Origin of the sequence: Streptomyces canus, assembly GCF_030815415.1 — a bacterium.
Taxonomy (GTDB): Bacteria; Actinomycetota; Actinomycetes; order Streptomycetales; family Streptomycetaceae; genus Streptomyces; species Streptomyces canus_F.
On the sequence record NZ_JAUSWW010000001.1, the window covers coordinates 1966105 to 1992409 of the forward strand.

Annotated in this window: 24 protein-coding genes and 3 pseudogenes; 5 read left to right on the forward strand and 22 right to left on the reverse strand. The window is 71.7% G+C overall.

From position 1 onward, the window contains the following. Positions 1-12 precede the first annotated feature (12 nt). Positions 13-1257 (reverse strand): M14 family metallopeptidase, encoded by a 1245-nt coding sequence (locus QF037_RS09220; RefSeq protein WP_307023586.1) that lies wholly within the window; start codon positions 1255-1257, stop codon positions 13-15. Then, positions 1254-3209, reverse strand: coding sequence for a Xaa-Pro dipeptidyl-peptidase (locus tag QF037_RS09225; protein WP_307023587.1), 1956 nt, complete (start codon positions 3207-3209; stop codon positions 1254-1256). The genes QF037_RS09220 and QF037_RS09225 overlap by 4 nt, the downstream gene beginning before the upstream one ends. Positions 3210-3413: 204 nt before the next feature. Here QF037_RS09225 and QF037_RS09230 point away from each other — a divergent pair, with 204 nt between their 5' ends. After that, positions 3414-4919: a M1 family metallopeptidase gene (locus tag QF037_RS09230; protein WP_307023588.1), complete on the forward strand. Its 1506-nt coding sequence runs from the start codon at positions 3414-3416 to the stop codon at positions 4917-4919. A gap of 37 nt (positions 4920-4956) precedes the next feature. On the opposite strand, the gene QF037_RS09235 is transcribed toward QF037_RS09230, so the two are convergent. The 5 genes and pseudogenes from QF037_RS09235 to QF037_RS09255 form a co-directional block, all read right to left on the reverse strand. Beyond that, positions 4957-5643, reverse strand: coding sequence for a DUF6766 family protein (locus QF037_RS09235; RefSeq protein ID WP_307023589.1), 687 nt, complete (start codon positions 5641-5643; stop codon positions 4957-4959). Positions 5644-5729: 86 nt separating this feature from the next. Next, on the reverse strand, positions 5730-6143 hold the full coding sequence (locus QF037_RS09240) for a hypothetical protein (RefSeq protein ID WP_307023590.1): 414 nt from the start codon (positions 6141-6143) through the stop codon (positions 5730-5732). Then, entirely contained in the window at positions 6140-7075 is a 936-nt protein-coding gene (locus tag QF037_RS09245) for a PfkB family carbohydrate kinase (RefSeq protein ID WP_307023591.1), read from the reverse strand. Before QF037_RS09245 ends, QF037_RS09240 begins: the two co-directional genes overlap by 4 nt. After that, positions 7072-7560 carry a macro domain-containing protein gene (locus tag QF037_RS09250; RefSeq protein ID WP_307023592.1) on the reverse strand — a complete coding sequence of 163 codons (489 nt, stop codon included), beginning with the start codon at positions 7558-7560 and terminating at the stop codon, positions 7072-7074. Before QF037_RS09250 ends, QF037_RS09245 begins: the two co-directional genes overlap by 4 nt. A 40-nt stretch (positions 7561-7600) precedes the next feature. Further along, a pseudogene (locus QF037_RS09255) lies at positions 7601-8632 on the reverse strand (amino acid permease); the annotation flags it as partial. Between the two features lie 603 nt (positions 8633-9235). Between QF037_RS09255 and QF037_RS09260 the strand changes: the two are divergent. Beyond that, positions 9236-9961, forward strand: coding sequence for a MerR family transcriptional regulator (locus tag QF037_RS09260; protein ID WP_307023593.1), 726 nt, complete (start codon positions 9236-9238; stop codon positions 9959-9961). Here the strand turns inward: QF037_RS09260 and QF037_RS09265 are convergent. The 8 genes and pseudogenes from QF037_RS09265 to QF037_RS09300 form a co-directional block, all read right to left on the reverse strand. Further along, positions 9947-10607, reverse strand: a pseudogene (locus tag QF037_RS09265) (SDR family NAD(P)-dependent oxidoreductase). The gene QF037_RS09260 and the pseudogene QF037_RS09265 overlap by 15 nt on opposite strands. Positions 10608-10666: 59 nt before the next feature. Further along, positions 10667-11410, reverse strand: a complete 744-nt coding sequence (locus QF037_RS09270; RefSeq protein WP_307023594.1) for an IclR family transcriptional regulator — start codon at positions 11408-11410, stop codon at positions 10667-10669. A gap of 61 nt (positions 11411-11471) precedes the next feature. Continuing rightward, a complete protein-coding gene (locus QF037_RS09275; RefSeq protein ID WP_307023595.1) occupies positions 11472-13100 on the reverse strand; it encodes a thiamine pyrophosphate-binding protein in 1629 nt (542 codons plus the stop codon). A gap of 277 nt (positions 13101-13377) precedes the next feature. After that, positions 13378-15555, reverse strand: a complete 2178-nt coding sequence (locus QF037_RS09280) for a 3-hydroxyacyl-CoA dehydrogenase NAD-binding domain-containing protein (RefSeq protein WP_307023596.1) — start codon at positions 15553-15555, stop codon at positions 13378-13380. Between the two features lie 35 nt (positions 15556-15590). After that, positions 15591-16805 (reverse strand): acetyl-CoA C-acetyltransferase, encoded by a 1215-nt coding sequence (locus tag QF037_RS09285; RefSeq protein ID WP_307023597.1) that lies wholly within the window; start codon positions 16803-16805, stop codon positions 15591-15593. Positions 16806-16850: 45 nt separating this feature from the next. After that, complete coding sequence (locus tag QF037_RS09290; protein ID WP_307023598.1) at positions 16851-17993, reverse strand: acyl-CoA dehydrogenase family protein; 1143 nt, start codon at positions 17991-17993, stop codon at positions 16851-16853. Then, positions 17990-19156 carry a CaiB/BaiF CoA transferase family protein gene (locus tag QF037_RS09295; protein ID WP_307023599.1) on the reverse strand — a complete coding sequence of 389 codons (1167 nt, stop codon included), beginning with the start codon at positions 19154-19156 and terminating at the stop codon, positions 17990-17992. Before QF037_RS09295 ends, QF037_RS09290 begins: the two co-directional genes overlap by 4 nt. 105 nt (positions 19157-19261) lie before the next feature. Then, positions 19262-19577: pseudogene (locus QF037_RS09300) on the reverse strand (MmcQ/YjbR family DNA-binding protein). A gap of 91 nt (positions 19578-19668) precedes the next feature. On the opposite strand from QF037_RS09300, the gene QF037_RS09305 reads away from it, so the two are divergent. Further along, positions 19669-20847 carry a saccharopine dehydrogenase family protein gene (locus tag QF037_RS09305; RefSeq protein ID WP_307023600.1) on the forward strand — a complete coding sequence of 393 codons (1179 nt, stop codon included), beginning with the start codon at positions 19669-19671 and terminating at the stop codon, positions 20845-20847. A gap of 18 nt (positions 20848-20865) precedes the next feature. On the opposite strand, the gene mmpA is transcribed toward QF037_RS09305, so the two are convergent. The 3 genes from mmpA to QF037_RS09320 form a co-directional block, all read right to left on the reverse strand. Then, positions 20866-21012 (reverse strand): morphogenic membrane protein MmpA, encoded by a 147-nt coding sequence (mmpA, locus tag QF037_RS09310; protein WP_368082973.1) that lies wholly within the window; start codon positions 21010-21012, stop codon positions 20866-20868. A 182-nt stretch (positions 21013-21194) separates the two neighbouring features. Then, positions 21195-21323: a hypothetical protein gene (locus QF037_RS09315; RefSeq protein ID WP_307023601.1), complete on the reverse strand. Its 129-nt coding sequence runs from the start codon at positions 21321-21323 to the stop codon at positions 21195-21197. Next, positions 21320-22024, reverse strand: coding sequence for an endonuclease V (locus QF037_RS09320; RefSeq protein WP_307023602.1), 705 nt, complete (start codon positions 22022-22024; stop codon positions 21320-21322). Before QF037_RS09320 ends, QF037_RS09315 begins: the two co-directional genes overlap by 4 nt. A gap of 36 nt (positions 22025-22060) precedes the next feature. Between QF037_RS09320 and QF037_RS09325 the strand changes: the two genes are divergently transcribed. Continuing rightward, positions 22061-22357 carry a YciI family protein gene (locus QF037_RS09325; RefSeq protein ID WP_307023603.1) on the forward strand — a complete coding sequence of 99 codons (297 nt, stop codon included), beginning with the start codon at positions 22061-22063 and terminating at the stop codon, positions 22355-22357. A 4-nt stretch (positions 22358-22361) separates the two neighbouring features. Here the strand turns inward: QF037_RS09325 and QF037_RS09330 are convergent, their stop codons facing one another. Beyond that, complete coding sequence (locus tag QF037_RS09330) at positions 22362-22685, reverse strand: plasmid stabilization protein (RefSeq protein WP_307023604.1); 324 nt, start codon at positions 22683-22685, stop codon at positions 22362-22364. A gap of 48 nt (positions 22686-22733) precedes the next feature. Continuing rightward, entirely contained in the window at positions 22734-23834 is a 1101-nt protein-coding gene (locus QF037_RS09335) for a WD40/YVTN/BNR-like repeat-containing protein (RefSeq protein WP_307023605.1), read from the reverse strand. Positions 23835-24077: 243 nt separating this feature from the next. Here QF037_RS09335 and QF037_RS09340 point away from each other — a divergent pair, with 243 nt between their 5' ends. Next, complete coding sequence (locus QF037_RS09340; RefSeq protein WP_307023606.1) at positions 24078-24491, forward strand: SsgA family sporulation/cell division regulator; 414 nt, start codon at positions 24078-24080, stop codon at positions 24489-24491. An 18-nt stretch (positions 24492-24509) separates the two neighbouring features. Here QF037_RS09340 and QF037_RS09345 read toward each other — a convergent pair whose 3' ends face one another. Further along, positions 24510-25346: an isocitrate lyase/PEP mutase family protein gene (locus QF037_RS09345; RefSeq protein WP_307023607.1), complete on the reverse strand. Its 837-nt coding sequence runs from the start codon at positions 25344-25346 to the stop codon at positions 24510-24512. A gap of 143 nt (positions 25347-25489) precedes the next feature. Then, positions 25490-26140 (reverse strand): GOLPH3/VPS74 family protein, encoded by a 651-nt coding sequence (locus tag QF037_RS09350; RefSeq protein WP_307023608.1) that lies wholly within the window; start codon positions 26138-26140, stop codon positions 25490-25492. Positions 26141-26305: the final 165 nt, after the last annotated feature.

Below are 26305 nucleotides of genomic sequence, written 5' to 3' on the forward strand. Positions count from 1 at the left end.
ATCGATGCCGCTTCAGCAGTCGGTGTCGGGCTCCCCGACCGTGAGGTGGTACGGGGCGCGTTCGTCGAGGAGCAGCGGGACGAGGGCACGCAGGGGCTGGCGGAGGGGAACGTGGGTGCCCTTGGTCCGCACTCCGTGCAGGGCGAGTTCGTCCTTGACCTCCGCGTACTGGGCGTCGGTGAGCCGGTACCCGCAGGGCGGGTCCTGAATCACCTCGGCGGGTTCGGGCGGATCGTTGTCGGCGCCCCCGGTGTAGACGGGTCCGGTGTCGGCCCAGCCCTCGTGGCGGGCCGTGCCGGTCGCCGCCTCGATCCGGCCGCGACGCTCGTCGGCGAAGTCGAACAGACCTTTCAGTGCGCCCAGTTGGGAACTGACCCGGCGCCGGTTGTTGGTCGCCTCGTCGACGTCCGCGAGCGCGTCGACGCGGCTCTCGATGAGCAGGCCGACCGCGTGCTTGATGCCGGACATGTTCCGCAGGATGCGTTCCTGGCCGTCACCGGCGGTCTGCCTGATCGGATCGCCCGTGACGGGGTCGGTCCAGATGCCGTACGTGCCGGTGGTGTACCCGGCGTGCTGTGCGGCGGGGCGGACGTAGGCCCGGGACAGGGTCTCGGCCTCGTCGTGGACCGCCTCGTCCGTGTTGAGGTTGCGGGGCCAGAGGTCGAAGAGGTCCTTGTCGTAGTACGGGGGCGTGGCTCCGTATTCGTGCAGGTCGTAGATGGCATCGGGCTGCCGGTCGCGGATCACGGCGGCCAGGGCCCGCCCCTCGGCCGTCTGCAGGGCGAGGTGGTCGCGGTTGACGTCGATGCCGTCGCTGTTGCCGCGGGTGTCGGCGGCCCGGCCGTCGGGGTTGGCGGTGGGCACGACGAGCAGGGTGGTGCGGTCCAGGAAGCGCCGGGTGGAGGCGTCCTTCGCGTACGCCAGGTCGCGGACCGTGGAGAGACAGGCCTCGCGGCCGGACGGCTCGTCGCCGTGCTGGCTGCACACGAGGAGCACCTTGTTCGGGGCGCTCTGCCTGCCCAGGCGGACCAGTTGGAGGGGGCGGCCCTGCTTCGTCGTACCGATGCGGGCGAGGGAGACCCGGTCGCTCCCCGCGTCGACGGCCGCCAGGAAGTCCTGTTCCTCCGTCCCGCCGGTCCAGCGGGCCCCGTGGGACTGCTCGAAACCGGTGCGCGGCGGGGCGTCGGCCGCGTGGGCCGGCACGGCGACCAGGGACGCGGCCAGGGCCGCCGTGCTCAGCGTGAGGGCTCGGATCATCGGCCCGCCCCCGGGACGCGCTGAAGGGTCCGCGGTGCCGTCACGCCGTCGAGCGGCGCGGTCTGCGGTACGGCGGTGGCGGCGCCCTTCGTGGCGTGCGCGAACGCCGAGGCACCGCCGACGAACGGGACGCGGGCCGAGGTGCGGGACAGGTCGATCGTGAGCGTCGGGGTGGTCGACGGCGGGTCGATCAGGTCCTTGTCCGTGCCCGCGACGATCAGGGCCAGGCGGTGACCGGCGGGGACGACGTGGTCGGTGGCCGCCAGGTCGACGGTGATGGTGTACGCCTTGCCCGGGGTGAGCGGGACGCCCTTGCCGGGGTCGGCGTGGGTGCCGAGGTCGGCCCAGCCGCGGCTGACGACCGTGTAGTCGACGCCGGCCGTCTTGGCCCGGGTCTCCTTGAAGCAGGCACTGTCACCGGCGGTGCTCGCGCCCCAGCAGGTGCGGTCGGTGAGCGTGGTGATGCCCTCGCCGGCGCTCCCGTAGTCGCGGATGGTGGCGGGGCCGAGGTCCACGAGGACGGCGGAGAGGTGGGCCGTCGAGGTGGTCGGGGTGGCGGTGACGGTCACCTTCGAGGAGCCGGCCAGCCGCAGGTCCTTGGTGAGGACGCCGGTGGTGAAGCCCGCCTTCTCGGGGGTGGATGTGTCCATCCGCGCGGACCAGTCGCTCTCGCTCAGCGCCGGGTCGTCGGTGAAGGTCTCGGTGCCGCGGTCGCGGGTCAGGCCGAGGGTGCCGACGCCGGGCCGGCTTCCCTGGGCGGGGCGCAGGGTCGCGGTGCTTGTGCCGCGCGGGGGCCAGGTCTTGGAGGTGACCCACTGGTCGGGGTGGCGTTCGATGTCGGCCATCGGCTCGCGGTCGATGCCGTTGTCGTAGCCGAGGAGTTCGTGGTCGAACCAGCGGTGCAGGGTGTCGACCCACTCGGCGCGGCGGAAGTCGAAGGGGTCGACGTGGCCGGTCTGGGAGAGCCAGATCTTGCGCTCGACGCCGTGCCTGCCGAGGGCGTCCCACCACTGGCCGAGGTGGCGCATACGGACGTTGAGGTCCTGCTGGCCATGGATGGCGAAGACGCTCGCCTTCACCTTGGAGGCGTCCTTGAGGTAGTCCCGCTCGGTCCACAGCCGGGTCCAGTCGCCGGTGCGCGGGGCGCCGTCGATGAGCTTCTGCTGGACGGCGTCGCACTTGGCCTGGGCGTCGGGGCTGTTGACGTAGGTGGCCAGCCGGTCGGGGCCGGAGTCGTAGAGCGGGGCGCCCTGCTGGAAGTAGTAGTCGTACCAGGAGGAGATGGCGCTGATCGGGACGATCGTCTTGAGGCCCTTGACGCCGGTGGCGGCGACGCCGTTGGCGATGGTGCCGTCCCAGCTCTTGCCGATCATGCCGGTCCGGCCGTTGGTCCAGCCGGCCTTGGCCTTGGCGCTCCCGGTGCGGCTCGTGTAGGCGATGGCTCGGCCGTTCAGCCAGTCGACCACCGCTTTGGCCGACAGGACGTCCGAGCGGCCGCCGACGTCGTCACAGCCGTCGGAGCGGTTGGTGCCGGCGAGGTCGACTCCGACGAAGGCGTAGCCGCGGGGCACGAAGTAATTGTCGTAGAACAGCGGCATCTGGACGACGTCGCCGTTCGCGTCGTACGTCTTGCGCTGGCTCTCGTTGCCGCGACCGCAGCAGGAGTAGTACGGGCTGGCGTCCATGACGACCGGCACCTTGCGGCCCTGCTGGGCGAGTTCGCGGGGGCGGACGATGTCGACGGCCACGCGGTCGCTCCTGCCGTCCCCGTCCCCGTCGAGTCCGGTGTCCACCCAGACGGCCTCACGGACGGCGTTCTCGTACGAGTAGACGGGTCGGCTCTCACGCGGGGCGGCCTGTGCGGCGACGGGCGTGAGGAACGTGGCCAGCAGGGCGGCGGTGGCCGCCGTCGCGAGCGTTCTCCAGATCGTGAAGGGCGTGCGTTTCGGCATGGCGCGGACGGTACAGCGGTCAACTCCCGCGCAAAAGAGGGCCGATCGGGGCGGGCGTGATGTGGCTGGAAAGGTGTGTGGGACATGATCGCTCATGACGGCCGAATGGCGATCGTGTGACAGGGGCGGCTGTGGACACGCCTGCGCCCACAGGTGATGAATAGGCTCCGAACAGACTTCGTGACCCTACGACTTGGAGCTTTCGTGCACCGCAGATTCATCGCGCCCGGCGCACTGGCCGCCGCGTCCGTCCTGCTGGCGATCCCGGCGTCGGCCGCGAGCCACTCCCCCGGCGCTCCGGGCATCGGCGACCCCTACTACCCGGCCTACGGCAACGGCGGATACGACGTCTCCCACTACGACCTGCGGCTGAAGTACCAGCCGGCGACGGACGAACTGGAGGGCACGGCAACCCTCCTGGCCCGTACCACGCAGGATCTGTCGCGCTTCAACCTGGACTTCCTGCTGGACGTCGACGAGGTGCGGGTCAACGGCGCGAAGGCGTCGTTCGCCACGTCGGGCGAGCACGAGCTGGAGATCACGCCGAAGACGCCGCTCGCGAAGGGCACGGCCGTCACCGTCGTCGTGCGCTACAGCGGGGTGCCGTCGTCGAAGCAGGCGTACGGCTTCACCAGCTGGCACCGCACCCCGGACGGCGGGGTCGGCGCCAACGAGCCCGAGGCCGCCTGGTGGTGGTTCCCCAGCAACGACCACCCGCTCGACAAGGCCACCTACGACGTGTCCGTGCTGGTGCCGGACGGCACCCAGGCCATCTCCAACGGCACGCTCCAGTCGACGAGTTCACGCCTCGGCTGGACCCGCTTCAACTGGAGGTCCAACAAGCCGCAGGCCACCTATCTGGCGACGCTGGCCGTCGGGAAGTTCGACATCACCACGGGCCGGACCGAGAGCGGGATCCCGGTCGTCAACGCCTACAGCAAGGACCTCGGCGACAACGCCGGTGCGGCGCGGGCGAGCATCGAGCGAACCGGAGAGGTCGCCGACTGGCTGAGCGAGTACTTCGGGCCGTACCCCTTCAACGCGCTCGGCGGGTATGTGCCGAACACGAACACCGGGTACGCGCTGGAGACGCAGACCCGGCCCTTCTACAGCCCGCGCCAGTTCGCGAACGGCTCCAACACCTCCGTGGTCGTGCACGAGCTGGCCCACCAGTGGTACGGCGACCTCGTCTCCGTCACCGGATGGAAGGACATCTGGATCAACGAGGGCTTCGCCCGGTACGCGCAGTGGCTGTGGTCCGAGCACGAGGACGAGGGCACGGCACAGGAGATCGCGGACTACGTGTACGCCTCGCACCCGGCCGACGACCCGTTCTGGACGGTGAAGCCCGGTGACCCGGGGCCGGAGAACCAGTTCGACATCGCCGTCTACGACCGGGGCGCGCTGGCCCTCCAGGCGCTGCGCAACGAGATCGGCGACGACGCCTTCTTCGCGGTCCTGAAGGGCTGGCCGCAGAAGTACGCGTACGGCAACGCGACGGTCGCCGACTTCCGGACGTACGCCGAGGAGGTGTCGGGGCAGTCGCTGTCGGCGCTCTTCGACACGTGGCTGTTCCAGCCCTCGAAGCCGGCCGCTCCCGCGGCGGCCGACGCGTCCATCGCCAGGGCGGCCGAGGGGGGCGGGGCGGCGCCGGTGCAGCCGAAGTCGTGGAAGAAGATCGCCGCGACGAACGACGTGCACGAGCACTGATAGGGCTTGCTCCCCGAGTACGGCGGGGCGGTCCGTTTCATCCTTCGACTCCGGTCGAGGTGTGGGCCGCCCCGACCGGCTTGGACTCCGGCGAGCCGCGCTGGCGGAGATAGACGGACAGGATGGCCATGGACGCCACGGCGAGGAACTCGGACTGCCAGTTCTGCAGGGTCCGGCTCCAGAAGTCCGCCGAACCGACGTAGTTTCCCCAGTCGATGGGCGCCTGGAGCTGCCGGAGCTGTTCCTCGTTGTAGGCGGCGACACCGGCGATCGACTGGGACAGCCATGACAGGGCGAAGAGCGTGCCCATCACCAGACCGAGGGAGTGCGAGTAGACGTGCCGCCGGAATCCGCGCCCGCGGGCCCAGCGCGGTGAATGCCGGTGGGCGTATCGGCCCACCTGCTGGTCCTTGTCGGACTCCGTTCCGGCTTTGTCCATTTCCTTCGATTCGGGGGAACCCCGCTGCAGGAGCCACACGGTGGCGGTGATGTAGAGGAAGAACTGCAGATACTCGGACTGCCAGTTCTCGGTCACGTCGACGGCGAAGTCGGACGACATGAGGTATTCGCCGAATCCGACCTGGGCCAGTCCGTCGGTTGCCAGCTGGTTGTTGAACTCCGCGTGGCCCGCGATCGCCTGTCCCACGAGAGCCAGCAGGAATGCGAGGCCGAAGCCGAGGCCCAGTCCGTTGTCGCGGAGGAATCCGCGTGTTCTCGTGGTCATCGGTTCATCAGCCCCACCGCGCTGAAATAGACGAGGCCGCCGAGGACGAGGACCAGACAGAGGGTGAACATGATCCGCATACGCCCTCAGCCTCCCTGGAGCGTGCACTGGTAGGGCCGGCCCGGGCGGGGGACGCATCCGGCGGCGACGACTTTCCAGCCGTCCGCGAACCGCGACAGGAACAGCGTGTCCGACGCGAGCACGACGCGGGCCTGTCTGCCGTAGACGTCCGTGGCGCGGATCTCGCCGCCGAGGGGTATGTCCTGGGCGGCGATCGCCTTCTCGCAATCCGCTTTCTCGGATTCCTCCAATGCGGCCCGGGTCTCCGGTGCGAGTGCCCCGCACAGACCTTCGGCGTCGTCGGAGCTGAGCAGACGCTCGAATCCGGTCGCTGCGGCGGAGGCCGCCGAGTCCCGCTGCCCGGCACTGTCACAAGCGCCGAGAACCAGTCCGCAGAGGGACAGGATCATCAGCGTGCCGAGGCGGCGCACCTTTCTCACACGGTCCGGGTACCCGATTCCTCCGGGGGCAAAAAACCGGCCACACGGGCGTGGAGTGCGTCCCGGTCGATCGCGTCCGTCTCCGTCGAGGGCACCGTGCAGGCGTGGGCGCCGGCGACCGCGCCGTACAGGGCGCACCGGTGCGGGGGCTCGCCGGACAGCCTGCCGTACAGGAACGCGGCCGCGAAGGCGTCGCCCGCTCCGTTGGAGTCCACGACCGGGGCGGCCGGTGTGACCGCGGGGATCCGGGTCAGCTCGTCGTCGGCCAGCAGATACGCGCCCTCGGCGCCCGCGGTGGCGACGACGACCTCGGCGCGGCCGCGTTCGACGATGCGGCGCATGGTGCGCTCGGGGTCGGTCAGGGCGGTGGCGGACAGGAAGACCACGTCGGCCGTGTGCGCGAACGGCTCGTGGTACGGGTTCTCGCCGTCCCAGTCGTGCAGGTCGGTCGAGATGCTCACGCCGCAGTCGCGCAGTGCGGGCAGGGCGTGGGCGCAGGGCTGGGTGATCGACACATGTGCGTGCCGACTGGCCGTGGCGAGTTCCCGGACGGTCGGCTCCGGCAGTCGGTCGTCGGGGTGGCCGCGGCTGGTGTCGTACAGGGACAGCCGACGGCCGTCGGGGCTGACGAGGTTGACCGCGCGCTTGGTGCCGGCCGGCTGCGGGACGGCGGTGAGGGCGATGCCCTTGTCGCGGTGCAGGGCGCGGACGAGGTCGCCCTCGGGGTCGTCGCCGAGCATGTCCATGTGGTGAGTGCGCAGGCCGAGCGAGCCGAGAGCGACAGCGACGAAGTCCCCGGTCTGGCCCGCGCGGGTGCGGATCCCGGAGTCGATCATGTAGCTGTCGGCGTACGGCAACGGCAGCTGCGGCACGTACACGATGGTGTCGACGCCCGCGCCGCCCAGTACCAGCACGTCGGTGTCCCTGCTCAACCCCGGCCCTCCCCATGGTCGTAGACCGTGACCGCGATCCCCCTCCCGACCAGCCGCTCCCCGATGAGCGGCTCGACCCGGGACCACTTCCCTCCGGCCAGTCCGCACCCTATCCGCGGCATGTGCACGGAGGCGCCGAGTTCTGTGGCCTTCCCCGCGAGCTTCTCCAGCGCCGCGTCGATCGCCTCGTAGCGCACCGGCACGCCCTTGCTGCCGGTGCGTGTCCCGCGCTGCCCGACCATGTTGGCCACCCACACATACGGCTCCACCTGCACGAACTGGACGGCGCCCAGGCCGAAGTCGTTCGACGCGCGGTCGCGGTGCCAGGCGCGGTACGCCTTCTCCGGCGCCGGCCAGCGCCGCGACAGCGCGAGCACGAAGCCCTTTCCCCATCCCCCGATGCCGTTGCAGACATGGGCGATCACCTTGACGCCCTTCACCGACGGTGCGGTGGCGTCACCCCGGACATAAGTGATCTCCGACATGACGCCACCGTAGGCGCTGCCACTGACAGTGGGCTCGGCGTTATTCGCCGAGGTCGGACAGCTCTCGGTTCTCGGTCTTCGTCGACCGGTGGCGGATGGCGTACCAGCCGGTGATCAGCATCGCGGCGATCGCGGGGATCAGGAGCAGGGTCTTGCGGCCGACTTCGGGGTCGTTCGCCATCATGCCGAGGCAGGCCAGGAGGAAGGCGATCGTGGTGAGCTCCGTGGCCGGGCTGCCGGGGAGGCGGAAGGTGGGGCGGGTGAGCCGGCCGGCCCTGGCGCGGCGGACGAAGGCCAGGTGGCAGACCATGATGATCACCCAGGTCGAGATGACGCCCAGGGAGGCCACGTTGAGCACGATCTCGAAGGCCTGGCTCGGCATGAGGTAGTTCAGGCCGACGCCGAGGACGCAGACCGCGCAGGTGAGCAGGATGCCGCCGTAGGGGACCTGGCTGCGGTTCATCCTCGCCGTGAACTTCGGGGCCGAGCCGGCCATGGCCATCGAGCGCAGGATGCGGCCGGTGGAGTAGAGGCCCGAGTTCAGCGAGGACATCGCCGCCGTCAGGACCACCAGGTTCATCACGTCGCCCGCCGCTGGGACGCCGATCTTCGACAGGACCGTGACGAAGGGGCTCTCGTCGCCCGAGTAGGCCGAGCCCGGCAGCAACAGGGCCAGAAGGACGACCGAGCCGACGTAGAACAGGCCCACCCGCCACATGATCGAGTTCACCGCGCGCGGGACGACCTTCTCCGGCTCGGCGGTCTCGCCCGCGGCGACGCCGACCAGCTCCAGGGCGGCGTACGCGAAGATCACGCCCTGCATGACGAGGACGACGGGCATCAGGCCGTGCGGGAAGGCACCGCCGTTGTCGCTGATCACGCCCGGGCCCGGGATGTGGCCGCCGACCTCGTGCCGGGTGGCGAGCAGGAAGATGCCGACGCACATGAAGGCGACCAGCGTGGCCACCTTGATGATCGCGAACCAGAACTCCATCTCGCCGAAGATCTTCACCGAGATCAGGTTCACGGCGAGGTCCACGGCCAGAGCGATCAGGGCGAGCGCCCACTGGGGATGTCGGCGAACAGGCTCCGGATCAGATTGGCGGATAGTAACGCTCTTGTGGCAGAGTGTCACACGCACGCCCGGCGCCCAGGCGACGTCAGGCACCCTCCTCGGTCAGGCCTCGCAGCACAACCGACCAGCGTCCGGAGGGACGTGCCACGCGGGCTGGCGGCTCCGTCGTTCGCAGCACCAGGGCGCGAAGACGATTGGCTTACTCCCTGGGCAGCGCCCAGGCCCACCGAGCCAGTCAGAGACGCTCCAGTAGTGCGTGTAGAACGCGCATGCTTGAGGGCCCGAGGGCCCATGATGTGGCCGGGACCCCACCCCGTCAGTAGGTGGGGGGTCCCGGCCACATCAAGCACGAACGGCGGGCTGCGCGGCGTCCTTGCTCACGAGTGGTACCGCTCTCTGGTGCGCCCGAGCAGGTCGCGCTCGGATGTCCGGACGTACGTACGGCCCGTGCCCTCGGGTGGACGCACAGACCGAGGGGCCGCCTTCGCCGCCGTGCACCGGTCACGCGGTGGCGGACCTCACACAGCGGGGGATCTCGCATGATCGACAGTGGTGTTCGCGAGGTTTCACAGCACTGGTGAGACAGCGATACTGCTGCACATGACGACCGAACCCACCGAGATCGACGCGACCGACCTCACGATCGACGAGCTGGCCGCGCGGGCGGGCGTCACGGTCCGCACGGTCCGCTTCTACGGCACAAAGGGGCTGCTGCCGCCGCCGGTGATCGGTCCGCGGCGGGTGGGGCACTACGGGCAGGAGCACCTCTCCCGGCTCGCGCTGATCGAGGAGCTCCAGCACCAGGGGATGACGCTGGCGGCGATCGAGCGGTATCTGCGGCAGCTGCCGCCGGGCCTGAGCCCGCACGACCTCGCGATCCACCGTGCGGTCGTGGCCTCCTGGGCGCCGGACACGGCGCAGAGCGCCACACGCGCGGAGCTGGAGCAGCGGGCGGGGCGGTCGCTCACCGACGCGGACGTGGAGCGGCTGGCCGCGATGAACGTCGTACGGGCGGACGGCGACGGCTACCACTTCGACTCGGGGCTGCTGCGGCTCGGCGTCCAACTGCTCGACGTACCGCTGTCCTTGGAGTCGATCCTCGCGGCGCGCGGCGTACTCGTCGAGCATGCGCGGGCCGCGGCGCACGAGTTGGCGGAGCTGTTCCGGGGCGAGGTGTCGGAGCGGGACACGCAGGACGTGAGGTCGCTGTCCGCCCATATGCATCCGATCGTGGTGCAGGCGCTGCTGACCACCTTCCAGCGGTCGTTGCGGGAGGAGCTCAGCGAATGGGTTCCGCCCTCGTCCGGTCCCTCACAAGTAGGCTGATCCTCCTGACACGTTGAGGGTCTGCCCGGTCAGGAAGCCGCTGCCCTCGTCGACCACACACAGCAGCGTCGAGACCAGGTCGGCGAGCTCCTGGGTGCGGGTGACGGCCTGCCGGCCGCGCACGAACGCGAAGCCGCCGTCCGCGCCGACCGTCCGTTCGGCGGTGGCGGTGCGGACCATGGTGGGCGCGATGGCGTTGACGGTGATCCCGTAGGGGGCGAGCGCGGCGGCGAGCGCGGACGATACGGCCCCACCCGGCCGCCTTCAGATAGGGCAGCGCGGCCTGCGTCACCAGGAACGGGGCCTCCAGGTTGACGCGCAGGACGCGCCGCCACTCCTCGGCGGTCGTCTCCTCGAAGGGCTTCGACGGGTAGACGCCGGCGTTGTCGACGACGACGTGCAGGGTGCCGAACCGGTCGATGACACGCTCCGGTTCGGCCCGTACGGCCTCCTCGTCGGTGACGTCTCCGACCAGTTCCACATAGTCGAGGATCCGGCCCGCGGTCTGTGGCTGCGGAACGAGATCGAGCCCCGCGACCCGGTAACCGCGCCCTGCCGGCGCGACGGCGAACTCCTGCCCGAGGCCTTGGCGGTGGCGGTGCAGCAGGGGGCGTCGACGTCCCGTTGGTCGGCGGATGTGGCCCAGGCCGGACGGCGGTCAACCCCGCTCTTGAGGCGCGGCGGTGGGACGGATCTGCCGACCGCTCACGCCGACAGGGCCCGCGTCAGCGCCCTTGCCGCCGCACAGACCCGCGCGCCCACTCGGTCCACGTCCAGGCGGCGGGTGCCGCCCGTCACCGAGATCGCGGCGATCGGGCGGGGGTCGCGGTCGTGGGCGTAGACCGGGGCCGCGACCGCCGAGACGCCGATCTCGGCCTCCTCCAGGTTGACGCCGAAACCCCGGGCGCGGGTCAGGGCCAGGTCCCGGGCCAGCTGGCCCGGCAGGACGAGGGTGCGAGGCGTCAGACGGTGCAGGGTGCGGTGGGGCGGGCGGGGGTCCAGGGCGAGGAAGACCTTGCCGGTGGCGGTGCAGTGGGCGGGGAGGCGGCCGCCGGTGCGGGAGACGATCGGGGTGGCGCGGCGGCTCGTGATCTTCTCCAGGAACAGGGTGTCGGTACCGTCCGGGACGGCGAGGTGGACGTTCTCGTGGGTGGCCTCGTGCAGGTCGCCCAGGTACGGCAGCGCCGCGTCCCGCAGTTCGCGCACCGACGGCGCGGACTGGCCGAGGACGAAGAGCCCCAGGCCGATGCGGTAGCGGCCGTCCGGGGTGCGCTCGACCAGGCCGAGCCGGACCAGTTCGCCGATCAGCCGGTGCGCGGTGGGTTTCGGCAGCCCGGTGCGCAGGGCGAGTTCGGCGAGGGTGAGGGCGGTCCCGGAGTCCCCGCAGGCACGCAGCAGGGTCACTCCGCGTGCGAGCACCGACTTGGGCAGAGGACCGTCGTCCGTCATGGACCGAATGGTGATGCCTGGGTGTGCGGGTGGCAAGGTGTGCGTCGCTGTGAGTGGCGGATCATTGGCCCAGTGGTACGTCGACCAGTAGCGGGCCCGTCAACTCCCCGGCCCCGGCGACCAGTTCGCGCAGATGCTGCGCGCTCTCGGCGCGGACCGCGTCGACGCCGAAGAAGGCGGCCGCCAGGGTGAAGTCCAGGGGGCCCAGCTCGGTGCCAGGGCACGGGCCCGAGCCGCCCATCGCCTCGTAGCTGTCCTGAAGGGTGCGGTAGGCGCCGTTGCCCATCACGACGAACAGGACGGGCGCCGACTGCCGTGCGGCGCTCCACAGTCCCTGGAGTCCGAACAGGGCGCAGCCGTCGCCGAGCACGGCGACCACGGGGCGTCCCGGCTCGGCGAGCGCGCGGCCGACGGCGGCACCGATGCCCCAGCCCAGGCCGCCGCCGACGGTGTGGGTGTAGCTGCCGGGGCGCTCCAGGCGTACCAGACGACGGAGCAGCAGCCCTACGGTGATGGCCTCTTCGACGATCGCCGCGCCGGGCGGCAGACCCCGGGCGACGGCGTGGGCGGCGGCCCAGGGGGCGAGCGGGGCCGGGGAGTACGCGGCGCGGGCGGCGGACTCGGCGCGGTCGCGGTCCGCGGTGTGCTGTTCGCCGGCGCGCAGGACGCGGCCCTTGGCGGTGTGGTCGGGCACGCGGTCGCGCAGGAGGTCGGCGAGGCGGTGCAGGGAGGGGCCGAGGGAGCCGACCAGCCCGGCCTCGGCGGGGAAGTTGCGGCCGATCTCGTCGGGGTCGGAGTCGAGTTGGACGACGGTGACGCCGGGCGGCAGGGCGGGGCCCGGGGTGTAGTGGTGCGGGGTGAAGGCGTGGGCGCCGGCGATCAGCAGGACGTCGTAGGGGGCGAGTGCGGTGCGGATGGCGTCGTGGCGGGGCGGCAGCATCCCGGCGTAGAGGGGATGGGTGGTCGGGAAGTTCAGGCAGTCGGCCATGGGCTGGTGGTGCACGGTCGCGCCGCAGGCCTCCGCCGCGCGGACCAGGGCGGCGACGGCGTCCTCGCGGCCGACGCCGTCGCCGGCGACGATCGCGGGGCGGGCGGCGCCGCCGAGCAGGACGGCGGCGCGTTCGATGGCGGGGGCCGGTCCCGGCGGGGGCGGCGGGGTGCGGGCCGGGACCTCTACCTCGATGTCCTCGGCGAACACGTCCATCGGGATGGACAGGAACACCGGTCCCGCGGGCGGGCGTACGGCGAGGGCGAAGGCCCGGCGCAGAGCCAGCGGCAGGTCGCGGGCGTGCTGGACGTCGTACGCCGCCTTCACCGCGGGCGTCGCGAGGCCGACGAGGTCGCCGGTGAGCATGGGGTCCTGCTGGAGGTGGCGGCGGTCCTGCTGGCCGGCCGCCACCACCAGGGGGGTGCGGGAGCGGCGGGCGTTGAGGAGGCCGATGAGGCCGTTGGCGAGGCCGGCCGCGACGTGCAGGCTCACGAAGGCGGGGCGGCCGGTGGCGCGGGCGTAGCCGTCGGCCATCGAGACGACGGCGCCCTCGTGCACGCCGAGGACGTACTCGGGGGCGTCCTCGGTCTCGCTGAGCGCGGCCAGGAAGGGGAGTTCGGTGGTGCCGGGGTTGCCGAAGACCCGGTCCACGCCCTCGCCGCGGAGGATGTCCAGGAAGGCGAGGGCGGGACGGGTTCCCATGGGGGCTCCTCGGTGGGGACGGGGACCGGTTCTCAGGTCAGCGTCGGCGTTCCGCCCCCTGGGGAGCAAGGACGTCGTGTCGCTCAGCGGTACGGGGTCCCCGGGGCGGTTTTCTCGCCCCCGCCGCCCTTACCCATTCCCATCCTCCAGGGGCGTGCCGCCCCTTCGACCCCGCTCCCAGGGGGCGCTGCCCCCTGGACCCCCGCTCCTCAAACGCCGGAGGGGCTGACCAACCAGCCCGGCGGCGGGGGCGAAGAAGGCCCCCGCCGACGCCCCGTCACGCGTCTCCGAAGCGCTCCCCCTTCTCCGCCTTCTGCACCAGCAGCGCCGGCGGGGTGAAGCGGTCCCCGTAGCGTTCGGCGAGCTCACGTGCGCGGGTCACGAAGCCCGGGAGGCCGCCCTCGTAGCCGTTGATGTACTGGAGGACGCCACCGGTCCAGCCCGGGAAGCCGATGCCGAAGACGGAGCCGATGTTGGCGTCGGCGACGGACGTCAGGACGCCCTCCTCCAGGAGCTTCACCGTGTCGAGGGCCTCGGAGAAGAGCATGCGTTCCTGCATGTCCACGAAGGGGATCTCGGAGCCGGGCTTGGTGAAGTGCTCGCGCAGGCCCGGCCACAGGCCCGTGCGCCTGCCGTCCTCGCCGTACTCGTAGAAGCCCGCGCCACCGCTGCGGCCCGTGCGGCCGAACTCGTCGACCATGCGGTCGATGACGGCCTCGGCGGGATGCGTCGGCCACACCCCGCCCGCCTCCTCGACGGCCCGCTTGGACTCGTTGCGGATCTTGCGCGGGAGCGTCAGCGTGAGTTCGTCCATCAGGGACAGCACCTTCGCCGGGTAGCCCGCCTGCGCCGCCGCCTGCTCGACGGAAGCCGGCTCGATGCCCTCGCCGACCATCGCGACGCCCTCGTTGATGAAGTGGCCGATGACGCGGGAGGTGAAGAAGCCGCGCGAGTCGTTCACGACGATCGGTGTCTTCTTGATCTGCCGTACCAGGTCGAAGGCCCGGGCCAGGGCCTCCTCCCCCGTCCGCTCGCCCTTGATGATCTCGACGAGCGGCATCTTGTCGACCGGCGAGAAGAAATGCAGACCGATGAAGTCCGCCTGGCGCTCCACACCTTCCGCCAGCACGGTGATCGGCAGGGTCGAGGTGTTGGAGCACAGCAGCGCGTCCGGCTCGACGACGTGCTGGATCTCCTGGAACACCTTGTGCTTGAGCTCGGGGTTCTCGAAGACGGCCTCGATCACCGCGTCACAGCCGGCGACGTCGGCGGGGTCGGACGTCGGTGTGATGCGGGCCAGCAGCGCGTCCGCCTTCTCCTGTGTCGTACGGCCCCGGGAGACCGCCTTCGCGCAGAGCTTCTCGGAGTAGGCCTTGCCCTTGGCGGCCGCTTCCGCCGAGACGTCCTTCAGGACCACGTCGATGCCCGCGCGGGCGCACGAGTAGGCGATGCCCGCGCCCATCATCCCGGCGCCCAGGACGGCGACCTTGCGGACCTCGCGCGGCTCGATGCCCTTGGGGCGGTTGGCACCGGAGTTGACGGCCTGGAGGTCGAAGAAGAACGCCTGGATCATGTTCTTCGAGATCTGGCCGGCCGCCAGCTCCACGAAGTAGCGCGCCTCGATGACCTGTGCGGTCTCGAAGTCGACCTGGGAGCCTTCGACGGCCGCGGCGAGGATGTTGCGCGGGGCCGGGTAGGGGGCGCCGCCCGTCTGCTTGCGCAGGTTGGCCGGGAAAGCGGGGAGGTTGGCCGCGAACTTGGGGTTGGCGGGGGTGCCGCCGGGGATGCGGTAGCCGGGCTTGTCCCAGGGCTGCCGCGACTCGGGGTTGGCCTCGATGAAGGCGCGGGCCTTGGCGAGCAGTTCCTCCTGGGTGGCGGCCACTTCGTGGATCAGGCCGTTCTGGAGGGCGCGCTGCGGGCTGTACTGGGTGCCCTGGAGGAGGACCTTCAGCAGGGCGTCGGTGATCCCGAGGAGGCGGACCGTGCGGGCGACGCCGCCTCCGCCCGGGAGCAGGCCGAGGGTGACCTCGGGGCAGCCGATCTTGGAGCCGGGCGCGTCGAGGGCGATGCGGTGGTGGCAGGCGAGGGCGATCTCGTAACCGCCGCCGAGGGCCGCGCCGTTCATCGCGGCGACGACCGGCTTGCCGAGGGTCTCGATGCGGCGCAGGTCGCGCTTGATGGCGAGGCCGCCGTCGAAGAGTTCCTGCGCGGTCTCCGGGGTGACCCGGATGAGGTCGCGCAGGTCGCCGCCGGCGAAGAAGGTCTTCTTGGCGGAGGTGAGGATGATGCCGCGGATGGAGTCCTTCTCGGCCTCCAGGCGGTCGGTGACGACGGCGAGGGAGTCGCGGAACGCCTGGTTCATGGTGTTCGCGGACTGGGAGGGGTCGTCGAGGACGAGGGTGACGACGCCGGACCGGTCCTGTTCCCAGCGGATGGTGGTGGACTCAGTGCTCATGTGGAGGTGCTCCGTGTGATCCGTCGGGAGGGGGGTCAGATGCGCTCGACGATGGTGGCGATGCCCATGCCGCCGCCCACACAGAGCGTGGCGAGGCCGTACCGCTTGTCCTGGCGCTCCAGTTCGTCGACGAGCGAGCCGAGGATCATCGCGCCGGTCGCGCCGAGGGGGTGGCCCAGCGCGATGGCGCCGCCGTTGACGTTGACCTTGTCCAGGGACAGGCCCATGTCCTTCACGAAGCGCAGGACGACCGCCGCGAAGGCCTCGTTGATCTCGACGAGGTCGATGTCGTCGATGGTCAGCCCGGCCTTGGCGAGCGCCTTGCGGGCGGCCGGGGCGGGGCCGGTGAGCATGATGGTGGGCTCGGAGCCGGAGACGGCCGCGGAGATGATCCGCGCGCGCGGGGTGAGGCCGTAGCGCTCGCCGACCTCCTGGGAGCCGATCGCGACGAGCGAGGCGCCGTCGACGATGCCGGAGGAGTTGCCCGCGTGGTGGACGTGGTCGATCTTCTCGACCCAGTGGTACTTCTGGAGCGCGACGGCGTCGAAGCCGCCCAGGTCGCCGATGTCCGCGAAGGACGGCTTGAGCCCCGCGAGGGAGTCGGCGGTGGTACCGGGGCGCATGTACTCGTCGTGGTCCAGCACCACCAGGCCGCTGCGGTCCTTCACCGGCACGACGGAACGGTCGAAGCGGCCCTCCTTCCAGGCCGTCGCAGCCCGCTCCTGCGACAGCGCCGCGTACTCGTCGACGTCCCGGCGGGAGAAGCCCTCGATGGTGGCGATGAGGTCGGCGCCGATGCCCTGCGGCACGAAGTTCACGGACAGGTTGGTCATCGGGTCGTTGAACCAGGCGCCGCCGTCCGAGGCCATCGGCACCCGGGACATGGACTCCACGCCGCCGGCGAGCACCAGGTCCTCCCAGCCGGAACGGACCTTGGCGGCGGCCATGTTGACCGCCTCGAGACCCGACGCACAGAAGCGGTTCTCCTGTACGCCCGCGACGGTGTCCGGGAGTCCGGCGGCCACGGCGGCGATCCGGGCGATGTCGGAGCCCTGGTCGCCGACGGGGCCGACCACGCCGAGCACGATGTCGTCGATGGCGGCCGGATCCAGGCCCGGGAAACGGTCGCGGATCTCGTGGATGAGTCCGACGACCAGGTCGATGGGCTTGGTGCCGTGCAGGGCGCCGTTCGCCTTGCCGCGACCGCGCGGGGTGCGGATCGCGTCGTACACGTACGCTTCGGTGCTCACAGGGAGGCCTTTCGGGGGTGAGGGTCAGCCGTGCGGAAGAGCTTTTCAGCCGAGCAGGGAACGCCCGATGATCTCCTTCATGATCTCGGTCGTCCCGCCGTAGATGGTCTGGATGCGGCCGTCGGTGAAGGCCCGGGCGACGGGATATTCGCTCATGTAGCCGTAGCCGCCGTGCAGCTGCAGACAGCGGTCGGCGACCCGCTTCTGCAGCTCGGTCGACCACCACTTGGCCATGGAGGCGTGAACGGCGTCGAGCTGCCCGTTCGAGTGATCCTCGATGCAGCGGTCGAGGAACGTGCGGGTCACGGCGCACTCGGTGGCCATCTCCGCTATCTCGAAACGAATGTGCTGCTTGGTCGCCAGCGGACGGCCGAAGGCCTCGCGCTCCTTGACGTACTCCGTGGTGATCTCCAGCAGGTGCTCGGCGGCGGCGATCGCGGAGACGGCGATGCTCAGGCGCTCCTGGGCGAGGTTCGTCATCAGGTGGACGAACGCGCCGTCGAGCTCGCCCAGGAGGTTCTCCTTGGGCACACGCACGTCGTGGAAGAACAACTCGGCCGTGTCCTGTGCCTTCTGGCCGATCTTGTCGAGGTTGCGGCCGCGCTCGAAGCCCGCCATGCCGCGCTCGACGACGAGCAGCGACAGGCCGCGCGCGCCGCCTTCGGGGGTCGTCTTCGCGACCACGATCACCAGGTCGGCGAGGATGCCGTTGGAGATGAAGGTCTTGGAGCCGTTCAGGACCCAGTGGTCACCACGGTCCTCGGCGTGGGTGCGGATGCCCTGGAGGTCGGAGCCGGCGCCGGGTTCGGTCATGGCGATGGCGGTGATCAGGGTGCCGTCGCAGAAACCGGGCAGCCAGCGCCGCCGCTGCTCCTCGGTGGCCAGGCCGGTCAGATACGGGCCGATGATGTCGTTGTGCAGGCCGAGAGCGAGCCCGGGTGCGCCCGCGCGTGTGAACTCCTCGGCGAGGACGGCGCTGTAGCGGAAGTCGGCGGTGCCGCCGCCCCCGTACTCCTCGTCCACGGCGAGCCCGAGCAGACCCTGCTTGCCGGCCGCGCGCCAGGCCTCGCGCGAGACGATGCCGTCCTTCTCCCACTGCGCGTAGTACGGCTGCACCTCCCTGGCCAGGAAGGCACGCACGGTCTCGCGGAACGCGTCGTGCTCGGGGGCGAAGATCTGCCGCTTCATTCGGGGCCCTTCGTCGCGGGGCCGTCCGGATCGGGGCCCTTCAGGAGATCGGGTACGTCCCAGTCGCTCGCCACGTCCCCGGTGTCGGCGCCCGGTCGTGCCGGGCCGGTGCGTACGGAGGTCGGGGTCGCGGAGAAGCGCGGGGCGGGCGCGGGCTGGGTGAGGCCGCCGTGGTCGGTGAAGGTGCCGCGCGCGGCGAGGTGCGGATGGTGCGGGGCCTCGCGCAGCGACAGGACGGGGGCGACGCACGCGTCCGTGCCGTCGAAAGCGGCCGTCCATTCGTCGCGCGTACGGGACTTGAAGCGGGCGGCGACGGCCTCGCGCAGCTCGCCCCAGCGGGTCCAGTCCTTGCGGGCCCCGGCGTGCTCCTCCAGGTCGAGCAGGCGGACGAACTCGGCGTAGAACTGCGGCTCCAGCGGCCCGACCGCCATGTACCTCCCGTCGGCCGTCTCATAGGTGCCGTAGTACGGGCAGCCGCCGTCCAGGAGGTTGGCGCCGCGCCGGTCCTGCCAGCCGCCGGCGGCGAGCATGCCGTGGATCATCGCCGAGAGGTGGGCGGTGCCGTCGACGATGGCGGCGTCGACGACCTGGCCGGTACCGGTGGCGCGCGCGTGGTGGAGGGCGGCGAGGACGCCCACGACGAGGTAGAGGGAGCCGCCCGCGTAGTCGCCGAGGAGGTTGGCGGGGGCCGGCGGGGGCGCGTCGGGGCTGCCGATCATGCCGAGGGTGCCGGTGAGGGCGATGTACGCGATGTCGTGGCCGGCGCGCTGGGCGAGGGGGCCCTCCTGACCCCAGCCGGTCATCCGGCCGTAGACGAGCCCCGGGTGACGGGCGTGGCAGGCCTCGGGGCCGATGCCGAGGCGCTCGGCGACACCGGGGCGGTAGCCCTCGATCAGGACGTCGGCGCGTGCGGCGAGGCCGAGGACGCGGGCGGCGCCGTCCGGGGCCTTGAGGTCGATGATCACCGAGCGCTTGTTGCGGTTGGTGATGTCGCACTCGGGGTCGATGGCGAGTCCGGGTCCGCCCGGCCGGTCCACGCGGACCACGTCGGCGCCCAGGTCGGCGAGGAGCATGGCGGCGAACGGGCCCGGTCCGATACCCGCCAGCTCGAGTACGCGCACGCCGGTGAGCGGGCCCTGCCCCGGCGTCGTTGCCGTTGTCATCCAGCCCCCATTGGCGTGACACAACCGATGTAACACCAGTGATGCTAAGAACCTGCTCCACCGGGCACAAGACCTGAACGAGCAAGCGCTTAGACAATCAGCCTCTCACTGCGCGTCCAGCTCCGCTATCAGCCGCTTCGGCGCGATCACGCGGTAGCTCTCCTCCACCCAGTCGCCGGGGCAGGTCAGGGCGTGCGCACGCGCCTCGTCGTCCTTGAGCTTCAGCGTGACGCCCGGCGGATGACTGCCGTCGTCGACGCCGAGGAAGACGAACACCTTCTTGTTGACCTCGGCGACCGACTCACCCCAGGGGCTGCATGGATGTGCGGCTCCGCCGCGTGGCCTCGACGGCGCCCGGCATCCCGAGCGCGAAGTCGTGTACCTTTTCCCACTTCTTCAGGGCAATTTTGGGCACGGCCACCGCACACCTCCGGCCTCGTCGTCGGGCTCCGCACTCCTCACGCTAGCCTCGGCCACCGACAACGGCGCGTGGTGCGGAACCGAGGGGTGTCATGAGCAGGCTGAACAGGTCGGAGCGTCCGTACGACATCGTGCTCTTCGGAGCCACCGGGTTCGTGGGGACACTCACCGCGCAGTACCTCGCCACGCGCGCGCCCGAGGGGCTGCGCTGGGCGATCGCCGGTCGCAGCGAGGAGAAGCTCCAGGCGCTGCGGGAGCGGCTGCCGGGCGGCGCGGAGGTCGGGGTGCTGCGGGCGGACGTGGCCGATCCGGCCTCGCTGCGGGCACTCGCCGGGCACGCGCGCGTGGTGGCCACGACGGTGGGCCCCTATGTGACCTACGGCGAGGAGCTGGTCGCGGCCTGCGCGGAGAGCGGGGCGGACTATCTCGACCTCACCGGTGAGCCGGAGTTCGTGGACCGGATGTACGTCCGGCACGACGCACGCGCGCGTGAGACCGGTGCACGGCTGGTGCACGCCTGTGGCTTCGACTCGGTGCCGCACGACCTGGGCGTGTACTTCACCGTGCGGCAGCTGCCGGAGGGGGTGCCGCTGCGGGTGGACGGGTTCGTGACGGCGGACGCGACCTTCTCGGGCGGTACGTTCGCCTCGGCGCTGAACCAGTTCGCGCGCGGGCGGCAGATGATCGCCGCCGCGCGGGACCGCGGTCGGCACGAGCCGCGGCTGGTGGGGCGGCGGGCGTCTACCCCGAGCGGCGCCCCTCGGTATGTCGGGGAGGTCGACTCGTGGGCGCTGCCGCTGCCGACGATCGACCCGCAGATCGTGGGGCGGTCGGCCCGCGCGCTGGAACGCTACGGCCCCGACTTCCGCTACCGCCACTACGCGGCCGTACGCCGGCTGCCGATCGCCATGGGTGGCGTCGCGGCCGTGGGCGCACTCTTCGCGGCGGCCCAACTGCCGCCCGCGCGGCGCTGGTTGTCGGACCGGCTCAAGCCCGGGGACGGGCCGAGCGCCGAGAAGCGCGCCAAGAGCTGGTTCAGGATCCGCTTCGTCGGCGAGGGCGGCGGCCGCAAGGTGTTCACCGAAGTGGCGGGCGGCGACCCGGGCTACGACGAGACGGCGAAGATCTTCGCCGAGGCGGCCCTGTCCCTGGCCTTCGACGACCTCCCGCCCACCTCCGGCCAGGTCACCACGGCGGTGGCGATGGGCGACGCGCTGACCGAGCGCCTGCGCCGCGCGGGGATCGTCTTCCGGGTGGCCAGGAGCCGCTGACAGCGCCGGTGACCATGCCTAGAGCGGCCAGGTCGCCACGGTGTAGATCATCCCGCAGATCCACGCCAGCCCCGCGAGCACGGCCAGGATGAGCGCGGCCATCACCGCCCGCTCGACGGGACGGTTCGGGTCGGCGAGCGGCTTCGGGGAGCGGTGCCGGGGCATACGGTGCGTCGTCATGGGGCACAGCCTGCCGACCGGTGCGGGGCGCTCACATCCGTACGGATACTCAGATCGGGTACTCAGTCGGCCGGGCCGCGTTGTGAGCGACCTTGGCGACCAGCTCGGCGAGGCGGTACAGCAGTTCCCGCTCCACCCCGGGCCCACGTGCGGCTCGCGTCCACGGATCAGGGCGAACACTTCGCGCCCCGGTGCCACCGCTCACGGTCCCCCGCCGGTTCCAGCGCGGCGTCGGTCTCCGGCATCCGGCCCGGCACCTGCGCCGCCGCCTCCAGGGCGCGGCCCGCCCAGGTCACCGGGGTCGGAGTGCCTCCGTCGCCTCCTTCAGTGCCGTCCGGCACAGTGAGTCCGATCGGCGGGTCGTCTCCGGGAGGCGGTACTGCGGGGTCAACGCCAGCGTGTGGGCGCAGGCGTTGTCCAGGGTCACGCGGTGGCCGACGGAGACGAAGACCGGCTTGACGCTCTCGCGGGTGCGGAGCGCGCGGCCGACCTCCTCGGTGCCCGCGAGGAGCGGGGAGGCGCTGCCGCGCGGGGTGTGCGGGTCGTCGTAGGTGAAGGTGAAGGGGTTCTTGGCGACGCCGATCGTGGGGAGGCCGGTGAGGACGCCGAGGTGGCTGGCGAGGCCGAAGCGGCGGGGGTGGGCGAGGCCGTAGCCGTCGCAGACCACCAGGCCGGGCGGACACGGGAGGGCGTCCAACGCGGCCATGACCGTGGGGATCTCGCGGAAGGCGAGCAGGCCGGGGACGTACGGGAAGGAGATCCGGCCGATCGCCGTGGCCTCGGCGACGACTTCGAGGGTCGCCGCGTCCAGCACGACCGCCGCGGCCGCCACGACGTCCCGCTCGTCGTCGTACGCGACGTCCACCCCGGTCACGTGCCCCGTGCCGGGCGGCGGGCCCGGCTCGTCGAGCACCACCTCCGTCCGCAACTCGTCCTGGACGGCGCGGGCCTGCTCCTCGGTCGCGGGCCAGCCCGCGGGAATGCTTACGGTCCTCATGGTGGGACGAGCCTACGTCGGCGTAGGCTCGCGATCATGTTCGTACTGGAGCTGTCGTACACCGCCCCGCTCGATCAGGTCGACGCCGTTCTGGAGGCCCATGTGGCGTGGCTCGACGCGCAGTACGAGCGGGGTGTCTTCCTCGCCTCCGGGCGCAAGAACCCCCGCGACGGCGGGGTGATCCTCGCCGTCGCGGGGGACCGTGCGCGCATCGAGGAGATCGCGGCGACCGACCCGTTCGTCACGGCCGGTGTCTGCGCCTACCGCATCACCGAGTTCACGGCCACGAAGACCGCACCGGAGCTGGAGCGGTACCGCGAGTCGCCCTCCTGAAGCGTCACTTGCCGAGCGCCCGCTGCAACTGGCTCTTGTTCATGTCCGAACGACCGCTGATGTTGCGGCGCTTGGCCTCCTCGTAGAGCTGGTCGTAGGTCGGACCCTGCGAGCCCTTCCCGGACCGCTGGCCGCCCCTCTTCCCGGACGACATGTCCTGGGTCGAGGTGCGGCTCGCGGACTTCGACTCCCCGGAGCGGGCGCGTTCCTTGTTGACCGTCCGCGCGGCGATCTCCTCCGCGCGCTTCTTGCTCTCGCCCCTGTCCTGGGCGCTCTCCTTGATGTGCTCGTACTGGCGTTCCCTCTTCGGGCTCGAACCACGTGGCATGTGGGATCACTCCTTCCGCACTCGGCGACCGGGTACCCACATTCCGGTTCAGCTCTCCAGCCGGGCCACCCGCCCCTTCTCGCCGGCCGCCCAGCAGCCGAGGTCGGGGGTGCAGTCCACGGTGTCGTACGAGCCCGTGTCGACCGTGCGCCAGGTGCGGCCGCCGTCCGTCGTCAGGTCGGTACCGGTGGGGCCGACCGCGAGGGCGGCGGTGCGGCTGTGCGGGAGCCAGGCGACGCCCGAGCGGTAGGCGGGAGGCGGTGTCGCCGCGGGCCGCCAGGTGCGGCCACCGTCCCGGGTCACGGCGCCGGCCTGCGGGGACGCCTGGTCGGGACGGTAGTCGCCGCCGACCGCGAGGCCGTGGGCACGGTCGCGGAAGGCGAGCGCGAAGACGCCCTTGGCGGGGTCGCCCGCGGGGATCGACGTGTCGATGGCCGTCCAGGTCAGCCCGCGGTCGGAGGAGTGCAGCACGCGTGCGCGTGCCGCTCCGCCGGTGGCCAGCCAGACGTCCTTCGGGCCGGAGGCGACCAGGCACTGGCCACTGGCCGCGAACCCCGCCTCGCCCTCGAGTGCGGCGGGCATGCCGTCGTTGGGCAGCACCTTCCAGGAGCGGCCGCCGTCGCTCGTCGACAGGATGCGGAACTTCCCGTCCACCGGATCGCTCATCGCCAGGCCGTGCTCGCGGTCGAAGAAGCTGAGGCAGTCGTAGAAGGCGCGGGCGTCGGTGTTGCGGAAGGACTCGGTCCAGGTGGCCCCGCCGTCGTCGGTCCGGTACACCCGGGACGCCTCACCCTCACCGATGGCCAGCACGACGGCCCGGCGTGCGTCGAACGCCTCGATGTCCCGGAACTGGAGCTCGCCGGCGCCGGGCGGAGAGACGTTCCGCCAGGTCGCCCCGGCATCCGTGGTGCGCAGGACGGTCCCCTGCGTGCCGGAGACCCAGGCGGTGGTCCGGCTGACGGCCGACAGTCCCCGGAAGCGCACCTCCGGGGTCCCGCTGTCCTTGAGTTCCCAGTGCGGCGCCCGGTGCTGCGGCTGCGCCTGTGCGGGCAGGGCCGTCAGCGCGGCCAGCGCCGCCGCGCACGCCACCCCCGCGGCGAGCCGTCTGCCGGTACGTCCCCTGTGTCGCGTGCGTCGCGTGCTCCCCATGCGCCTCATGGCGGGCGAAGCTAGTCCACGCGCCCGTGGCCGTCCAGACCGCCGGAGGGCGCAGCGGTCGCCACACGTGCCCTTCGCGGCACGGAAGGTGGTCTGCGCCACTTGCGTGCATGAAAAACGGTGACCGAGGTCACTCGACTCTCATGTACACGGATTGGCCGATTCCGTCGTCTCTACCAGTACCCGGCCCCATCCGCCCGGCAGTCAGTCCAGCCGTCACTAGGGAGCAACGCGTTGTCCACTGTCATCGAGCAGCCCGTTGAGGCCCGTCTCGTCGCCGCCGCGCCGCGGATGCCGAGCATTCCCGCCACGCTGCACTACGACCGGCGCGATCCGTTCGCCGTCCGCATGACCTTCCCGGCTCCGGCCACTCTGGAGGGCGTGGAGGTCTGCTGGACCTTCTCCCGCGAGCTCCTCACCGCGGGCCTCGAGACCGCCGAGGGGCATGGCGACGTGCGGGTGCGGCCGTACGGGTACGACCGCACCGTTCTGGAGTTCCACGCGCCCGAGGGCACGGCTGTCGTGCATGTGCGTTCCGGGGAGGTACGCCGGTTCTTGCAGGCCACGGCCGAGTTGGTGCCGGTGGGGCTGGAGCACCTCCAGCTCGGCCTGGACGAGCAGCTGGCGGAGTTGATGCGGGACGCGTAGCGCTGCGCGGGGGCGCGTCTAGCGTGCCGCCCCCAGCAGCTCGTTGAGCCTGGCGTAGTCGAGGCCGCCTTCCAGCGACTCGTACGTGCCCGCGCCCAGCAGCTCCCGCGCGGCGCGGTGCACCAAGGCGAGCGCGGCCTGCGCGATGCCCGAACCGGCACTCACGCGCGCGACGCCGAGCGCGGCCAGATCCGCGACCGGCGGGGCACCCGGGCCGACCATGACATTCAGCGGGCCGTCGATGCCGTCGACGAGCAGCTTGACGGTTCCCGGGTCGACGGCCCCGGGGACGAAGATCCCGTCGGCACCCGCGGCCCGGAAGGCGGCGGCCCGCTCCAGGGTGACGTCCACGTCCCCGGCACCCCGCAGGAACGTGTCGATGCGGGCGTTGACGAACAACGGCACGCCCTCGGCGTCGGCGGCCTCCCGGGCGGCGGCGATCCGCTCGGCCTGTGCGGCCACGGCCCGCAGCGGCCCGGCGCCCTCCCCGTACAGCGCGTCCTCGATGTTCACACCGACCGCTCCCACCGCGAGCACCGCGCGGACGGTAGCGGCGACACCCGCAGGATCCTCGGCGTAGCCGCTCTCGATATCCGCGCTGACAGGCACTCCGACGGCGGCCACGATGTCCGCGACGACACCGAGCGCCCGCTCCCGCTCCACCCGCTCGCCATCCGCCGCGCCCAGGGCCCAGGCGAGCCCCGCGCTGGTGGTCGCCACGGCGGCGGCCCCGGCGTCCTCGACGACACGGGCGCTCGCGGTGTCCCAGGCGTTGGGCAGGACGAGCGGCCGCCCCGGCACGTGCAGGGCGTGGAAGGCGAGGGCGCGGTCACGGAGCGAGGTCTGGTTCGTCATGCCGTCCAGCCAAGCAGCGGGAGTCGGGCGGGTCCGGCAGGAATCCGACATGGACGTTCCGACGCCCCGACGCCGTCCACTGCCGGGGAGGGCCTGGTCACTGAGGGACCCCAGGGACGCGGGGAACGGCGCGACCAGCCCTCTCAGACCCCCGTCGGCATGGCGGTCGCCGTCAGCGCCGTACCCAGCTCACCCATGATCATCCGCAGCCCCGGCGCCGCCGTCCCACTGCGCTCCTCCAGGTCCGCCAGCCGCTCCTTGTACCGTCCGCGCTCCTTGCGGGCGACCAGGGCGCTCACCCCGGCCGCGGCCGCCAGCACGACGACAGCCGCGTCCCGCTCGGAGACGTCCGCGGGCCGCACGGCCCCTTCGAGGATCTCCCGTGCCTCCTCGCGCAGCGCGTCCACGACGGCGACGCGTTCCAGGGCGTACTCGACGGTCGGGAAGAGACCGAGGGCCCGGCGCTTGTCCGCCCGCAGGTACCCCTCGGCGGCGAGCTGTTCCCGTACGGCCTCCGCCGTCACGCGCGCGTGCAGCGGCACCCAGCTGCGCCACCGGTGCGGCCGGGACTCGCGTACGAGTTCCAGGAGCCCGTCGAGGACGGCGTCACCGGTGCGGGAGTCCATGTCGACCGGGGTGGCGATGCCGTCGTCGTCGACGAGCAGACCCCGCTGGGCCAGCTCGGTGAGGGCGCCGGCCCGCACCAGGTGGGTGGTGCCGGCGAGCTCGTTCCTCGTGGTGTCCCAGGCCAGCAGATAGAGCCGGGCGGGCAGCGACAGCGAGCCGTTGGGCACGGGGCCTCCTCTAGGTGCGATCGGGTCTCACGTTAATTCGTTGACAGCCTTCACGCCCTCTCCTACGGTGTATGACGGTCCTGTTGCCGCCGATTGGAGAAGGACGTTGCTCGTCTGAGGTCCTGAGACACCGCGTCACACATCACCTGTGTGTGCGCTGCGTGC

Coding starts and splice junctions, on each gene's coding strand:
- QF037_RS09225 (WP_307023587.1), bottom strand. CDS start 3,209: ATGCCGAAACGCACGCCCTTCACGATCTGGAGAACGCTCGCGACGGCG.
- QF037_RS09220 (WP_307023586.1), bottom strand. CDS start 1,257: ATGATCCGAGCCCTCACGCTGAGCACGGCGGCCCTGGCCGCGTCCCTG.
- QF037_RS09290 (WP_307023598.1), bottom strand. CDS start 17,993: ATGAAGCGGCAGATCTTCGCCCCCGAGCACGACGCGTTCCGCGAGACC.
- QF037_RS09275 (WP_307023595.1), bottom strand. CDS start 13,100: ATGGGAACCCGTCCCGCCCTCGCCTTCCTGGACATCCTCCGCGGCGAG.
- QF037_RS09295 (WP_307023599.1), bottom strand. CDS start 19,156: ATGACAACGGCAACGACGCCGGGGCAGGGCCCGCTCACCGGCGTGCGC.
- QF037_RS09305 (WP_307023600.1), top strand. CDS start 19,669: ATGAGCAGGCTGAACAGGTCGGAGCGTCCGTACGACATCGTGCTCTTC.
- QF037_RS09260 (WP_307023593.1), top strand. CDS start 9,236: ATGACGACCGAACCCACCGAGATCGACGCGACCGACCTCACGATCGAC.
- QF037_RS09280 (WP_307023596.1), bottom strand. CDS start 15,555: ATGAGCACTGAGTCCACCACCATCCGCTGGGAACAGGACCGGTCCGGC.
- QF037_RS09325 (WP_307023603.1), top strand. CDS start 22,061: ATGTTCGTACTGGAGCTGTCGTACACCGCCCCGCTCGATCAGGTCGAC.
- mmpA (WP_368082973.1), bottom strand. CDS start 21,012: ATGCCCCGGCACCGCTCCCCGAAGCCGCTCGCCGACCCGAACCGTCCC.
- QF037_RS09320 (WP_307023602.1), bottom strand. CDS start 22,024: ATGAGGACCGTAAGCATTCCCGCGGGCTGGCCCGCGACCGAGGAGCAG.
- QF037_RS09235 (WP_307023589.1), bottom strand. CDS start 5,643: ATGACCACGAGAACACGCGGATTCCTCCGCGACAACGGACTGGGCCTC.
- QF037_RS09330 (WP_307023604.1), bottom strand. CDS start 22,685: ATGCCACGTGGTTCGAGCCCGAAGAGGGAACGCCAGTACGAGCACATC.
- QF037_RS09270 (WP_307023594.1), bottom strand. CDS start 11,410: ATGACGGACGACGGTCCTCTGCCCAAGTCGGTGCTCGCACGCGGAGTG.
- QF037_RS09345 (WP_307023607.1), bottom strand. CDS start 25,346: ATGACGAACCAGACCTCGCTCCGTGACCGCGCCCTCGCCTTCCACGCC.
- QF037_RS09335 (WP_307023605.1), bottom strand. CDS start 23,834: ATGGGGAGCACGCGACGCACGCGACACAGGGGACGTACCGGCAGACGG.
- QF037_RS09250 (WP_307023592.1), bottom strand. CDS start 7,560: ATGTCGGAGATCACTTATGTCCGGGGTGACGCCACCGCACCGTCGGTG.